We start from the raw sequence: 15,534 nt of genomic DNA on the forward strand, positions 1-15,534 counted from the left end.
TTTGTATTCCTCCTTTAAATCTATTTACTTTTACTTTATGATTTGTCTTACGCTTTTACTCTAGCTTTTTCGCCACAACCTAAATTACGTGCGATTACCAGACGTTGAATTTCAGATGTCCCTTCTCCAATTTCCATGAGTTTAGCATCGCGTAACATTCTTTCAACCTCGTACTCACGCATATAACCGTACCCACCGTGGATTTGGATCGCTTGATTACATACTCTTGTCGCCATTTCTGAAGCAAACAATTTAGCGAAAGCACCTTCTTTAGAGAATGGTTTCTCCTGATCTTTTAACCATGCTGCTTTCATTACCATATTTCGTGCAAGTTCAATTTCCATTGCCATATCGGCAAGTTTAAATTGAATTGCTTGGAAGTTAGAAATCGATTGACCGAATTGCTTTCTCTCTTTCGAATATTGCAATGCTTTATCAAAAGCACCTTGAGCTATACCAACGGCTAACGCTGCAATTGAAATACGTCCGCCGTCTAGTGTGTATAAGAATTGCTTAAATCCAGCTTGCGGATCTCCTAAAAGATTTTCAGTTGGAACACGTACATCTTCTAAGATTAACTCAGATGTATTGGAACCACGGACACCCATCTTTTCATAATTGCTATTAATTGTGAAACCAGGTGTACCTGTAGGAACAATGATAGCTGAAATAATATTCTTCCCTCTTGCATCTTTTCCAGTTACTGCAGTAACAATGACTGTTCTTGCAAATCCAGCGTTTGTAATCCAGCACTTTTCACCGTTGATAACGTATTCATTTCCTTCGATAACTGCTCGAGTTTGTGTACCTCCTGCATCTGATCCAGCATTTGGTTCTGTTAAGCCAAACGAACCTAATGCTTCCCCTGAAGCAAGTGGAACAAGGTGATCTTGCTTTTGCTTTTCACTGCCAAAATAATAGATTGGACTCGCACCTAAAGAAACTGCCGCTGCATAGCTTAATCCCGTACTTCCGCAAGCGCGACCAATTTCCTCAACGGCTAATGCATAAGAAATCGTATCTCCGCCTGATCCCCCATACTGTTCTGGGAATGGAATCCCTAGCATGCCTAACTCACCCATTTTTTTAAACGTTTCAATCGGAAATTCAGCCGTTTTATCGACATGCTCTGCTTTTGGAGCTACCTCATTTTGTGCAAAATCCCTTACCATATCACGGATCATTTGTTGTTCTTTCGTTAATTCAAAATTCATAATTATTTCCTCCTAATATATAATCATTTTTTATTTAAATTTAATGTAACTGAGCAATGGTTCAAATTTATCCTAAAAAAAAGAGATTGCTAGAGGATGTTCAAAAAGTCCGGGAAAAATCTCTGGCAGTAGAAGACCTTCGACTAAGCCCCCCCACGTCCTGTGGGAACGTCGAAGTCACCACATCCTGTGGAAGCTCGTTGGTTTGCTGCTGCGTTCCTCACGTATTAATACCATACGCTGTGGTACTCGCAGCTGCACCGCCTCGAACTTCTTGGATCTTTTTGTCCTCCTTTTTGAACACGCCCTGCTAGTTACTTATTGCCATTAGAAACATTATTTTTTAATCAACCTCTTTAATTTGAACACCTCTTAATAAGTTAGTATCTCTCTTTGAAAAAAATACCTATTTTACACCCAACGTTTAATTTTTTTATACGACTTTACTTCGCGGAAACTTTTCTTCCCCTCTTTGTTCATCCCTAAGTAAGACTCACGAACGCCTTCGTTTGAAAGCAACTGGTCGACAGGTCCTTCCATAACAATTCTTCCGTTTTCCATAATGTAACCAAAATCAGCGATTGAAAGTGCTACATTGGCGTTTTGCTCTACTACTAAGATCGATGTACCTTCTTCTTGATTGATTTGCTTAATATTTTGAAAGATCTCTTTTACGAGGAGCGGTGCAATTCCTAAGGAAGGTTCATCCAGTAATAAGATCTTAGGTTTTGCCATAATTCCTCTTCCAATCGCAAGCATTTGTTGTTCCCCACCTGAAAGAAGACCTGATGCCCTGCTTCTAAGTGCTTTTAATTTAGGGAAATAATGATAAACCCTCTCTAAATCATCCGAGATGTTCTTTCGGTCTTTCCTCGTATACGCTCCTGCTAATAAATTTTCTTCAACTGTTAAATGTTTAAATACTCTTCTGCCTTCTATACATTGAAAGACCCCTTGTTTCACGATCTTATCTGGGTCAACCCCACTAATTTTTTCTCCTTCAAACTCTATGTAGCCGTCTGTTATTTGGCCACCTTCATTTTTTAGTAACCCTGAGATTGCTTTTAATGTCGTTGACTTCCCCGCTCCATTACTTCCTAAAAGAGCAACAATTTTTCCATCAGGTACCTCAAGTGACATTCCTTTAATCGCTAAAATAATTTTGTTATATACAACCTCTATATTGTTTAGACGGAGCATCGTTTACCCTCCCTAAAAAATAGATAACGAAACTATAAAAGGATGTTCAAAAAGTCCGGGAAAAATCTCTGGCGGTAGAAGACCTTCGACTAAGAGCCCCACGTCCTGTGGGAACGTCGAAGTCACCACATCCTGTGGAAGCTCGTTGGTTTGCTGTTGCGTTCCTCACGTATTAATAGCATACGCTGCGGTACTCGCAACTGCACCGCCTCGAACTTCTTGGATCTTTTTGTCCTCCTTTTTGAACACGGACTATATGATCTAAACTAGATGTTCGGCTAACTCGCCCACGCCTAGATTTAAACGACAGTCATTGGGACTTAACCTTAGCAAATTATCAAAACACTTTATGGGTTAGAGAGAGGGGACTAAGCGGCAAGTACCCTCTCCCCTTAACCACTAGCGCATATCGCTTACGCCAAAATAGTCTGTAATCATTTCCCACTCACCGTTATTAAGTTGACCTAAACGAATTTGATCTGTACCTGCGTGATTATCTGGAGCGAAAGAAACATTTGCACCTAAACCACCTAGATCAAAGTTGTCGATTGACTCAATTGCTGCACGAATATCTGAGCCAGTCACGTCTCCATCAGTTTCAGCAATTGCAATTCGGATGGCTTCTGCCATGATTGATGCTGTCGCCCATCCTTGAACGAACTTCTGATTAATATCTTCTACGCTTCTACCTTTCGAATCTAAGTACTCAATAATAGGCTCCATTCCTGGAAGATCTTCCGTCGGAAATGCGTGTGTGACGACTCCAATAAATCCATCTAATGCGTCAACCCACTGTTGGTTATCACTTCCACTAGGAACTAAACCTTCTCCAGCTGTCCAGTTTAGACCCATGAATTGTGTATCCCATCCAAGTTGTTTTCCATCACGAACAACATTTCTCGTTTGGTTCCATGTATAGTTGAGAATTGCATAATCAGGAACCTCATTATTTCTTACCCATGATTGAAGTGTTGTCTGTGGATCAGTGTCACCAAGCTCGATTTGGATGTCAGGAACAATTTCAACTACACCTGCTAAATGTTCTTCGGCATAGTTTTTAATATCTTGAATCGGTGACTCACTGAACGGGTGTCCTTCGTGATAAACTAATGCTACTGTTGCAGGAGATGAGCCTTGGTGATTTTCTCCAATCCATTCAAGCATGGCACGTCCTTGATCTGAATAACTGGCTGCAACTAGGAAATTAAACCCGCTCTCACTTCCAGTATCTTTTAAATTTTCAGAATATGAAGCTGAGAAAAATGGGATTTCATCGTTAATGATTTGTTGACGTAAAGCTTCTGTATCTGCTGTTCCCCAACCTAGAACAGCTGCCACTTTATGCCGGTCTCTTAATGATTGATAAACTTGTTGTGCACGACTTGTATCATAAGCATAATCTTCACCCACAAAGTCGATCGTGTAACCATCCACACCGCCATTTGAATTTAAGTATTCGAAGAACGCTCTTTCACCTTCTGCATAAGGTGCTCCTACATCCCCAGTTGCACCGGACTCATCGAAAATCCCGCCTAATTTAATTACTTTTCCTGAGTCATTTGAGTCATTTGATGTATCACTTGATGCTTCATTTCCCCCACAACCTGCGAGCAACCCTAATGCAAGTACAGAAGTTGCAACTGCGGTCATCGTTTTTTTCCAATGACTTTTTTTCATTTGTTTTCCCCCTTAATAGATACATCATTTTATTGGCTGAAGTTCCCTTATGTAAAGAGACTTCGAAATCCCTTTAGAAGCGGGTGCAAACCCTTAGTAAGAAAATGGCCATAACCTAAAGTAGTTTTTAATGTTATTCCAGATGTGTACTAAACCACCAGGTTCAAAAATTAAGAACAATATAATGACTAGACCAAAGACAAATTCACGGAATGAAGAAAGCAGGTGGTACGCATTTGGCATATAAATCGTTAAGAATTCAACCATGAAGCCTAAACCAACTGGAAGAAGTGTAATAAAAATGGCTCCTAAGATCGCTCCAAATACACTTCCTAATCCGCCTACTAAGATCATCGCTAAGTATTGAATTGAAACTTGGATACTATAAAGTTCTACCGTAACAACCATCGTATAGTGAGCAAGAAGTGCACCAGCGATTCCTACGATAAAGGAAGAGATGGCAAATGACATTACTTTGTAACTAAACAAGTTAATTCCCATAATTTGTGCAGCAACGTCTCGGTCTCTTACAGCTAGAAAAGCTCGACCTGTACGGGTACGGAATAGATTAAGAGCATAAATCGTCGTTAAAATTGCAATGATCAAACATAGAAAGTAATAACTGTTATGACTAGAAAATGTATAACCGCCAATAGATGGGCGATTTAATACCATTCCAGCTCCACCACCAGTTAAGCTACTCCAGCGACCGATGATCCAAAGAATAACTACTTGTGCAGCTAAAGTGGCAATGGCCAAATATAACCCTTTTAACCTTAAAGATGGAATTCCGAACAACCCTCCAATTACAGCTGTAATTAATCCAGCAAGAGGCAGTGCAATCCAAAAGCTCCATCCTAGGGTCATTGTTAAAATGGCTGAGGTATAACCACCTACCGCTAAAAATGCACCAACCCCTACAGAAATTTGTCCTGTAAATCCGGTTAGTATATTTAAACCGATTGCACCAATAACAGCGATTGCACAGAGAGTCGCTAAACCAACAACGTAATTAGATGCAACTAGAGGGAACAAAAATAGTAAAATAACGATGATTAACATTCTCAGTTTCATCTGTGGAGTTCGGAATAGCTCCATGTCTCTGCTGTAACTCGTTTTATAGTTCCCACACTCCATAACAAATGGATTTTTCATTTATTCACACCCTTTCTATTCCACCTTTACCAAAGAGGCCATTCGGTTTTAGCATTAAAATAATCGTTACAATGATGAACGGAATTACTTCTTTTAATCCTCCACCAAAGATAGGTTGTAAATATCCCGCTGCTAAGTTTTGAACGATTCCGATAATAAACCCACCAATTATTGCACCTGGAATACTATCTAACCCCCCTAAAATAACAACTGGGAGAACAGCTAGACCAATCGTTGCCATGGAAGCGTTTACACCATTGATGTTACCTAATAAAACTCCACCTACTGCAGCCACTAATGCCGCAATACCCCATGTGATCGCATATACGGACTTAACACTAATGCCCATCGAAAGTGCAGCCATCTGATCATCTGCAACAGCTCGCATTGCAAGACCCATTTTTGAGTATTTGAAGAAGAGTGTAAATATAACAAGTAAAGTCATTACAATAATGAAAGACCATAGGTAAACTGGAGCGATGATTATTTCTCCTATTCGGATAGGCTGTGATGAAAAAATAGGTGGATAAGATTTTGTTTGGTGTCCCCAAATCATATGGACAAGACCAGCCAGTAAACTAGCTAAACCAATCGTGGCCATAATAACTGAAATAACTGGAGCATTTATGAGAGGTCTTAGTACAACTCGTTCAATTGCCATTCCTAGAAGGGCATTGAACACTAGTGTAATAATAAGTGCGATGATAAAAGGGATTTTATATACTGCGACTAGAGTAAGGCAAATATAGGAACCTATTAGAACTAGCTCACCGTTGGCTAAGTTTAATGCATCACTTGCTTTATAGATTAGAACAAATCCTAGAGCTACCAATGCATAAATACTTCCAACGACTACACCAGTAATGAGTAGTTGTAAGAAAAAACTCATCGATTAAGCCACCTCCTTGTTCGTATCTAAATCAATAACTTCTAAGTTTCCGTTATTGTATGTTAGACTGACTTGACCGTTTGATGAGTATAAGCCTTCTAGAAGAGATTGATACTTGTCTTCTAAATAACTGCGGCGTATTTTTTGTGTACGTGTTAACTCACCATCATCAGCGTCAAGTTCTTTATTGAAGATGACTATTTTTTTAATTCTCGTTTCACTCTTAATATCCTTCATAATCGTAGCAACTTCTTTTTCAATTAAATGAAGGACTTCTTTTTTCGTTGATAGATCTGCAAATGTTGTATAAACAATTTGATTTTTCTCAGCCCAACGTCCTACATTAGCCATATCAATGTTTATCATTGAAACTAAGTAAGGTTTATCCTTTCCGTAGACGAGTGCTTCTTTTATAAAACGACTATTTTTTAATTTGTTCTCAAAATAACTTGGGGCAATCGTTTCACCATTTTGTGTAGTAAAGATGCTGTTCGCTTGTTCTTTTATGTGTAGATGACCTTTGTCATCTATGTGACCATAATCTCCTAATGACACCCAGCCACCGGATACAGGAGCAGGCTCATTACTTTCTTTATAATAGCCGATAAATTGACTTGGACTTTTGATAAGGACTTCATTTTCACTAGAGATTTTCACTTCCGTATTGGGCAGCGGTAAACCGACACTCGATTGATTAAGATCACCATCTCTTTGAACAAATGAAATACCACAAACTTCTGTTGCCCCGTAACATTGTTTCAAATTAATTCCTAATGAGTGAAAGAAGTGGATGGCTTCTTCTCCTAATGGAGCCCCATTATTGTACGCTCGCTTGATACGTGATAAACCAAGATGATCACGGATGGCACTGAATACGAGAAAATCACCTATACCATACATGATTTTGGTTGATAATGATATCGGTTGTTGGTTTAATTTTGCATTTGCCATTTTATCGCCAAATGGTTTGAAAAAGTTATAGACTTTTCGCTTAAACCAAGTAGCCCCATCAATTCTTAACTTAAATCTAGAAATAATATTTTCATAGGTTCTTGGTGGGGCAAAAAGTGAATGCGGACCAATTTCTCTTAAATCAGTAAGTACAGTTGTCGGTTGTTCTGGGAAATTAATAGAAATTCCTTTACACAGAGACATCGTAACACTCATTACTTGTTCACCAATCCAAGCAAGTGGTAAAAAAGATAAGTAGTCATCTTTTTCAGCTACAGGATCAATTTCAGCTAAACTTTGTGCTGCTGATAGTAGATTGTTATGGGTTAACATTACGCCTTTTGGATCACCGGTTGAACCTGCTGTATAGGATATAATAGCCACGTCATCGCCGATTACTTGCTCAGCTTTTTTGTAAAAGAAATCCGGATTCTTTTGAGCGAATGCCTCTCCTGATTTTTGTAAGTCCCTCATATAAAGAAGTTTTTCATTCTTATACGTCCTTAAACTCTTATCATTGTAGTAAATAATCTTTTCTACATTAGGAATTAATTCTTCAATCTCAAGCAGTTTGTCAACTTGCTCTTGATCTTCTGCAACAACAATCTTAGCCTCACAATGATTTAAATAATATATTAGTTCATCGCCTGTTGCTTCTTGGTAAATACCAATAACAATCGCACCTAAGCATTGTGCTGCCAGTTGAGAATATAGCCATTGTGCTCGATTATCACCTAGAATAGCAACCCTATCACCTTTTTTAACATCTAACTCAGAAGCAAACCCTAAACTTAATGTACGGACGTTTTCTAAGTAATCGGCCCACGATATTTCATTCCAAATGCCAAGTTCTTTTTGCCTTAAAGCCACTTGGTTGCCCATCTTTGTACCGCGTTCAATTAAAAGATGAGGTAACGTTTTTTCTCTTGACATAGCTATCAGATCCTCCTTTCTTAAATAGCTTCCTCACCAATGTAAGCTTTAATTACTTCGGCGTTATTTTGAATCTCTGCAGGTGTACCAAACCCAATTTGCTTTCCGAAATCTAAAACAGCGATGGAGTCTGATAAGTCCATAACAACACCTAGGTCATGTTCAATGAGGACAACTGTAATATTTTTCAATTCATGCATATCTAAAATAAATCTTGACATATCTTCTTTTTCCGAAGAATTCATACCCGCCATCGGCTCATCTAGTAGGATTAATTCTGGCTCTAAAGCTAAAGCTCTTCCTACTTCTACTCTTTTTTGAAGTCCATAAGAGAGTGTGCCAACCGGTGTATGCCGATAGTCTTGCAATTGAAGAAAGTCGATTACTTCTTCAACGGCCCTTCGATGCTCCACTTCCTCTTTTTGTGCTGATCCCCAATATAGTCCACCCTTTAAGAGTCCTGATTTCATTAAAGTGTGTCTACCCAACTTTAAATTATCAAGTACTGACATATGAGCAAAAAGGGCAATATTTTGGAAAGCTCTAGCAATTCCTAACGTCGTTCTTTTATAAGGCTTCATATTTAGTATTTCTTGGCCTTTAAAGCGAATTGAACCATTTGAAGGACGGTATAAGCCACTAATGCAATTTAGCATACTTGTTTTCCCCGCACCGTTTGGCCCTATCAGTGAAAATATCTCACCTTCTTTAATATGGTAGCTTACATCGTTCAATGCTTTTACACCACCAAATTGAAGTGAAACATTTTCAACCTCCAATATAGCTCCCATGCATTTTCCCCCTTTTCCTCATGATTTTGGTATTTTTGTAAGCGCTATCATGATTATAAAGATGAGCATGTGTTCATGTCAACATAAAATTTATAATTTTGGGAAAATTCTAAATTAGGTGTTTCTCTTTGTGATAATAAAACTATTACAAGAAAATTTTTAACTCCTACTTAATGGCATTAATAAAATACTACTCCTTTATTTATGTAGGCCTTCCATAAAAATTTCTGCAAAAGTAGAGTTTATCGTTGTTATTTCAATCAAGTAGGAACAGGATAGTTAAGTAAAAATATTATTGAGCCTATTTATTTTTTCTCCATTGCAGATATGGTTTGAAGTTACTACCTTGTACCGTATATGTATTTTAGTTTCAGTGTTTTTTGTCAAACAGTGTCGAATTCTTCTAAATACTATGTTATATTAGTAACACTATTTTATCTTTAGCGGTTTAAAGGGGGGAAATTTTTTGAGTAATCATTTAGGAAATCAACCTAGAGAGCAATGGGCATCACGACTCGGCTTTATTTTAGCAGCAATGGGCTCAGCCGTAGGATTAGGTAATATTTGGAGATTTTCTTATGTGACTGGAGAAAATGGAGGAGCTGCCTTTTTAATTATATATTTTCTTTGTATATTATTTATTGGTCTCCCGATTATGATGGCTGAATTTACAATTGGACGGCGTGCACAGAGTGATGTAGTCGGTTCATTTCAGACACTCGCACCGAAAAAGCCGTGGGTCATTGGTGGATTTTTAGGAGTAGCTTCCGCATTTATCATTCTTTCTTTTTACGGTGTGATCGCGGGTTGGACTTTATATTATTTTATTAACTATTTAACAGGAGCGTTGTGGAGTGCTCCACCTGAAGGATACGGGGCCTATTTTGAAACCTTTATTACGCACTCTACCCATCCAATTTTATGGCAATTTATCTTTATGGCCTTAACGATTGGAGTTGTACTAATTGGTGTTAAGAATGGAATTGAAAAAACAAATAAATTGTTAATGCCGATTTTAGCCATCTTGTTACTCGTTTTGGCAAGTTATAGTTTAACATTAGGAGGCGCTAAAGAAGGGCTAGCCTTCCTATTCTCACCAGATTGGGCTGCTTTTAGAGAACCAGAAGTTTATTTAGCTGCCTTAGGTCAAGCGTTCTTCTCTTTAAGCCTAGGAATGGGTGCTCTTATCACTTATGGAAGCTACTTGTCAAAAGAAGAAAAACTACCAGGTGCAGCATATAGTGTTGCTTCACTTGATACTGTATTTGCTGTCGTTGCTGGTATTATGATTTTCCCGGCTGTGTTCGCTTTCGGTATTGAACCAGGATATGGAGCTGGACTTGCCTTTGTCACACTTCCTGATATATTTGACAGTATCGCTTACGGAGGGTTGGTAGGCTTAGCATTCTTTTTCTTATTAGCAGCAGCTGGACTTTCATCGGCTGTTTCACTACTAGAAGTTGCGGTTGCTTACTTCATTAGAAAGTTTGGGTGGACTCGTAAGTTTACTGCCATAGCAATTGGATCTATAATTTTCTTGCTTGGGATCCCTTCATCTTTAGGTCTAGGTGTTTGGTCACATATAACAATTTTTAATCGAGACATTTTAGACAGTATGGATTTTCTTGCATCAAACATTTTCCTTCCACTCGGTGGTTTAATCATTGCCACATTTGTTGGATGGGGTTGGAACAAATCTGAAGCGATGAAAGAATCTGACTTTGGTGATACATTCACCGGTCACATTTGGATCTTTATTCTACGATTTATTGCACCAATCTTGATCTTACTCGTTTTCTTAAGTGCAATTGGTCTATTTAATTAACCTACAGGATAAAAAAGCGTGTATGTGGCATACCTGCCCTGCACGCTTTTTTATTCAAGTTGTAGAGTAACGGTAAAAGTAGTGGATTCTTCATTAGAAATACAGGATATTTCTCCGTTATGCTTTTCCATAATTTTTTTACTTACATATAAACCAATACCTGTACCCATTTCTTTCGTCGTGAAAAACGGTTCAAAAATCGTCTTTTGGACATGTTCCGGTATAGCTGGTCCATTATTCGTAACTGTAATTTCTATCTTTCGATCCGGTGAAGTATTTGATTTGATGACAATTTCTTTTTTTCCACTATTGTCTTTTAAAGCATCGATAGAGTTCATGATCAAATTAATAAAAACTTGACGAATCTCTTCTCGAAATCCTTTAACTATCTTGTCTTCACCTATATCAGTAGTAACGATAACATCACCGTCAGCTATACTCGGATAAACAAACTCAATGATTTCGTCAATGAGTTGCTTCATTTCAAAATTTTCTCTTTGATGATGAGAAGTTGTTTCCCTTCTTGAAGCTACTAGAAATTGTGATATTCGAAAATTTAACTGCTCTAATTCATGCGTGATAATATCAATATATTTGATGTTTTGATCTTCTTCTTTTAGTAACTTTACAAAGCCCATTACAGCAGTTAACGGATTTCGAAATTCATGTACAAAACTAGATGACATTTGGCCTAATAGTGTTAAACGATCTTTATGTGATTGCTCTATAAATAAACTCTTATCTTGTAGCTGAATATCTTTTAGCTCCGTATATTTATAGACTGCATGATAGATGAACTGATCAAAACAAAAGTTAATTTTATTAATAACCGGTTGCATACTTTTCAGTGAAAGGTCAATTTCTTCTAGTGATTGGAAAATAATACTTCTCCCAATGTTAACGTTGTAAATAAATTCACTAATGTTTACGTCTGCTGCAACTCTTTCAATAGCAACCTTATAGGCTAGATTTTGGACGAATTCATCTTGGTAAGGATTTTTCAAACAGTAAATTAGGAGCTCAAACATTGCTTGACCATTACCCTCAACATTAACTGTAAATGGATCAGCATCAGATATACGCACATTTTTCCTCCAGTTAGAAAGAAAGCTTTCAGCATTTGTCTCTAAATATTGACAAAATTTATCTTCTACCTCTACCATCATTTATTCCCCTTTATACCTATTAGAATATCTCTACCTCTTACTATACAAAAGATTTGATAATACGACAATTATTTTCGAAATAGTTCGTCTTTTTTCTAGTGACCATTCTAAATTTTAATAAGGCAGAAAGGTAAACCCTCCTGCCTTTGTAATTACTATTTAAATTTCACCGCTGTCCCGTACACCAAAATCTCAGATGAACCTTCCATAATAGAAGAAGTTGTATAACGGACATTTACAATCGCATCAGCTCCGAGTGCTTCTGCTTCACGAATCATTTCCTGTTCTGCGTAATTTCTAGCATCAATAAACATCTCTTCATACTCTTTCATTCTTCCACCAACTATATTTCGCAAACCACCCATTATGTCTTTCCCAATATGTCGTGCTTGTACGGTATTTCCCTTTACAACCCCAAGGGAAATTTCTATTTCTTTACCTACGACCTGCTCCGTATTAACAACTAGCATAAGATATGTATCCTCCTTTCACTTGTTATTAATGAACACTACAGTTTATCGTACGACTTCCTTTAAGGAAGTATGCTGTTTAATAACATCTGTTAATATCTTCATTCCTGCTTCTAATTTTTCAGGTGTCGAATGTGTATAGTTTAACCGCAGTGCATTTTTCTTTCCTTTTCCAACGTAAAAAGGAGCTCCCGGTACATAAGCCACACCTTTTTCAACCGCTACTTTCAATAGCTCAGTCGTATCAATGGACTCATCTAATTCAATCCAAAAAAACATTCCTCCTTTTGGAACTACATAAGACATACCAGGAAGATTCGCTTTCTCTAGCTCATGCAACATAATGTTCATTCTGGAATGGTATACTTCAATTAAATTACGAATATGTCCATCTAAGTCATAGTTCGTACATAAATGGTATAGAGCTTGCTGTGACAAAGAGTTAGAATGTAAGTCATTCGCCTGTTTGGCCTGAGACATAATTCTAATAATTTGGTGAGGACCAGCAATCCATCCCGTTCTTAACGCTGGAACAGCCGTTTTAGAAAATGTACTCGTATACAATACATGAGTTCCTTCTTTATCAAATGAAGCGATGGGATAATAAGTTTCATCTTTATCAAACTGAATATCTCCATACGGATCGTCCTCAAAAATAATGACATGGTATTTTTGTGCAAGTTTCAAAACCATTTTCCTACGCTCGTTTGACCATACTTTACCTGCAGGATTTGAAAAAGTAGGTACGACATAAATACATTTCGGTTTATACTTCTTTATTTTTGTCACTAGATCAGCTTCAATCATTCCGTGTTCATCTGAGTCAACGGGAATGACTTTCGCTTCATACGATTCAAAAACTTGAAGCGCGGCTAAGTACGTTGGATTTTCAGTTAAAATGATGTCTCCTGGATTGAATGTAACTCTAGAAAACAAATCGATCGCCTGTTGGGAACCTGTTGTCAGCAAAATTTCATCGGTATTATAGGAAGTAATATCTTTCCTACTCATACGGTCAATTAATAAGTCACGCAGTGGAAGAAAGCCTTCTGTTTCTATATATTGCAATGACTTTTTCCCAGATTTGAACGTCTCTTCAAAAGCATCCCGAATCCCTTCAAGTGGAAATAAATCATCGTCTGGAAGACCTCCAGCAAACGAAATAACATTACCTTTAGAAACGACCTTTAATATATCACGGACAGCCGAAGATTGAAGATGGCGTACTCGTTTTGCAAATGCATACTTCATGATATACACCCCTGTTTTTTTCCGAATTTTTAATAAATATACCTCATTAAAAAAGATTGTCAATAATTATAGGGAAAATTCAAATAATTTTTAAAAAGATTGTGCTAAAAGATATGGAAGTGACAAAATGAGGATGCAGATGTAAAGGAAAGGCTCAACAAATGACAACTAGAAAAGGCAGTTCTCCATTGCGGAGTGCTGCCTCTTTGAATTTCATTACTTATAATAAAGGGAGCGTAACAGTAAACGTCGTACCTTGATTTTCTTTACTATTCACAAATACTTTTCCATTATGATTTTCTATGATCCCAAATGAAATCATCAGTCCCAACCCAGTTCCATTTTCTTTTGTTGAGAAAAACGGTCGTCCGATAGATGCAAGCTTCTCTTCTGGGATACCCACTCCTTGGTCTTTTACGCGAATGATAACTTGTTCACTTTCACGTTCGACCTCTAGTGAGATTTCACCGCCGGTCGGCATCGCATCAATGGCATTTTTAATCAGGTTAATAAATACTTGTTTTAACTGATTATCATCACAAAAGACTAAAATTTCTTCAGTTTGATAAAGACAGTTAATTTGTACATTTTGAATATTACATTGTGGTTGTAGAATAGCTACCACTTGATCTAAGACACCAATAATATTCTTTTCGCATAATGTGGTTGCATTTGGTTTGGCTAACAATAACAATTCATTAAGAATTAATTCGATGCGATTAAATTCTTCATTCATTATTTTGTAATATAATTGTTTATCAGGTTCACCGGACTGTATAAGTTGCAAGAAACCTTTTAAAGAAGTTAAAGGATTTCGTATTTCATGGGCAATCCCTGCTGCCATTTGGCCAACTAAGGAGAGTTTTTCTGACTTTTGCAAGATTTCCTTCGTTTTCTTAACTTCGGTAATATCTCTGAAAGTTATAACCGAACCTATATATTCACCATTTTCTATGATTGGATTAGTCGTATATTCGACGTCAAAACTCGTCCCATCTTTTCTCCAAAATAGATCATCAGTGATATGTATACTCTCACCATCTTTAAGTGCCTTGAACACGGGACAACATGTTACAGAAACTTTATTGCCTTGTTTATTTGTATGGTGTATAAGATCATGCAAATTTTGAGTATTTAAATCATTTTCACCAAAACCTACCATTTCTTCGGCTGCTTTATTCCAAAAAATAACATTCGCATCTAGATCAATACCATAAATTCCATCAGAAATAGAATCTAAAATTAGTTGATGAATTTGATTAAGCTTTTTAATCTCTTTCTCTTTTTCTATTTGTTTACTAATATCATAAATATCTACAAGATAATGAGATGTATGTTTACTTCCTTCAGTTATTTTAAGTAATGAGAAATGTAAGGCAACCCATAGCTCTTTACCGTTTTTATGAATAAATCGTTGATCAATAATAATTTTTCCTTCTATATTAGGGGGTTGTTTTGTAAATAAATAATTAGTCTTCGAAATATCTTCAAGATGAGATAATTGTGATAGTGTTAGCTGTTGTAACTCGGGTTTAGAGTAACCTAAAATAGTACATAGCGTACTATTAACTAAATGAAACTTTCCATCTAACGTAACAATTGCTTTACCATTAGAGGCATACTCAAAAGCATTTTGATACAATGCCTGTTCTACTTGATTATTCGAAAGTTTAAACACATTAGTATCCTCCGCAAAAAAAAATAAATAACTAGTATAGATGTTACTTATATTTTATCTTAAATTGATAATTTTTGTAAGATTTAATAAATAAGTCACATTATTTTTCTCATTACTTTCAAATTGAAACTGGAATAGTCTTTAATTTATTAGAAAATGAAAATTTACAGCCCTAGACCTTTTCTTAAAAAAAGGATATAACAATGAAACTAAAGATGACATTGCAAACAGCTCTATTCACATAACTTCTTCATTAGATGCTTAAAAGCATAAACAATAGCAAGGTTCTTCCGGCTTTACTAGTCGATATCTTAATGTATAAAAAAACCTGCAC

12 protein-coding genes are annotated in these 15,534 nt (G+C 36.9%); 1 reads left to right on the top strand and 11 read right to left on the bottom strand.

Translation table 11 applies throughout. The features are described from left to right. Positions 1-47 precede the first annotated feature (47 nt). The 7 genes from AC2VNP_RS06540 to AC2VNP_RS06570 all read right to left on the bottom strand — a co-directional run bounded on the left by AC2VNP_RS06540 (position 48) and on the right by AC2VNP_RS06570 (position 8,810). A complete protein-coding gene (locus tag AC2VNP_RS06540; RefSeq protein ID WP_486916562.1) occupies positions 48-1,214 on the bottom strand; it encodes an acyl-CoA dehydrogenase in 1,167 nt (388 codons plus the stop codon). Positions 1,215-1,625: 411 nt separating this feature from the next. Then, positions 1,626-2,414 (bottom strand): ABC transporter ATP-binding protein, encoded by a 789-nt coding sequence (locus AC2VNP_RS06545; protein WP_418198545.1) that lies wholly within the window; start codon positions 2,412-2,414, stop codon positions 1,626-1,628. Positions 2,415-2,813: 399 nt separating this feature from the next. Beyond that, positions 2,814-4,091: an ABC transporter substrate-binding protein gene (locus AC2VNP_RS06550; RefSeq protein ID WP_486916563.1), complete on the bottom strand. Its 1,278-nt coding sequence runs from the start codon at positions 4,089-4,091 to the stop codon at positions 2,814-2,816. A gap of 93 nt (positions 4,092-4,184) precedes the next feature. Continuing rightward, positions 4,185-5,246, bottom strand: coding sequence for a branched-chain amino acid ABC transporter permease (locus AC2VNP_RS06555; RefSeq protein ID WP_418198547.1), 1,062 nt, complete (start codon positions 5,244-5,246; stop codon positions 4,185-4,187). Positions 5,247-5,250: 4 nt separating this feature from the next. Continuing rightward, positions 5,251-6,135 carry a branched-chain amino acid ABC transporter permease gene (locus tag AC2VNP_RS06560; RefSeq protein WP_486916564.1) on the bottom strand — a complete coding sequence of 295 codons (885 nt, stop codon included), beginning with the start codon at positions 6,133-6,135 and terminating at the stop codon, positions 5,251-5,253. A 3-nt stretch (positions 6,136-6,138) separates the two neighbouring features. Next, positions 6,139-8,019 carry an AMP-binding protein gene (locus AC2VNP_RS06565; RefSeq protein WP_486916565.1) on the bottom strand — a complete coding sequence of 627 codons (1,881 nt, stop codon included), beginning with the start codon at positions 8,017-8,019 and terminating at the stop codon, positions 6,139-6,141. 20 nt (positions 8,020-8,039) lie between these two features. Continuing rightward, positions 8,040-8,810, bottom strand: a complete 771-nt coding sequence (locus tag AC2VNP_RS06570; RefSeq protein ID WP_486916566.1) for an ABC transporter ATP-binding protein — start codon at positions 8,808-8,810, stop codon at positions 8,040-8,042. Positions 8,811-9,276: 466 nt separating this feature from the next. On the opposite strand from AC2VNP_RS06570, the gene AC2VNP_RS06575 reads away from it, so the two are divergent. Beyond that, positions 9,277-10,635 (top strand): sodium-dependent transporter, encoded by a 1,359-nt coding sequence (locus AC2VNP_RS06575; protein WP_486916567.1) that lies wholly within the window; start codon positions 9,277-9,279, stop codon positions 10,633-10,635. A 50-nt stretch (positions 10,636-10,685) separates the two neighbouring features. Here AC2VNP_RS06575 and AC2VNP_RS06580 read toward each other — a convergent pair whose 3' ends face one another. The 4 genes from AC2VNP_RS06580 to AC2VNP_RS06595 all read right to left on the bottom strand — a co-directional run bounded on the left by AC2VNP_RS06580 (position 10,686) and on the right by AC2VNP_RS06595 (position 15,200). Beyond that, entirely contained in the window at positions 10,686-11,801 is a 1,116-nt protein-coding gene (locus tag AC2VNP_RS06580) for a histidine kinase N-terminal domain-containing protein (protein ID WP_486916568.1), read from the bottom strand. A gap of 155 nt (positions 11,802-11,956) precedes the next feature. Then, on the bottom strand, positions 11,957-12,271 hold the full coding sequence (locus AC2VNP_RS06585) for a YbjQ family protein (protein ID WP_486916569.1): 315 nt from the start codon (positions 12,269-12,271) through the stop codon (positions 11,957-11,959). Between the two features lie 45 nt (positions 12,272-12,316). Continuing rightward, positions 12,317-13,522, bottom strand: coding sequence for an aminotransferase-like domain-containing protein (locus AC2VNP_RS06590; protein ID WP_486916570.1), 1,206 nt, complete (start codon positions 13,520-13,522; stop codon positions 12,317-12,319). Between the two features lie 220 nt (positions 13,523-13,742). Further along, positions 13,743-15,200, bottom strand: coding sequence for a PAS domain S-box protein (locus tag AC2VNP_RS06595; protein WP_486916571.1), 1,458 nt, complete (start codon positions 15,198-15,200; stop codon positions 13,743-13,745). Positions 15,201-15,534: the final 334 nt, after the last annotated feature.

It is taken from the genome of Alkalihalobacterium sp. TH-98 (assembly GCF_057473385.1).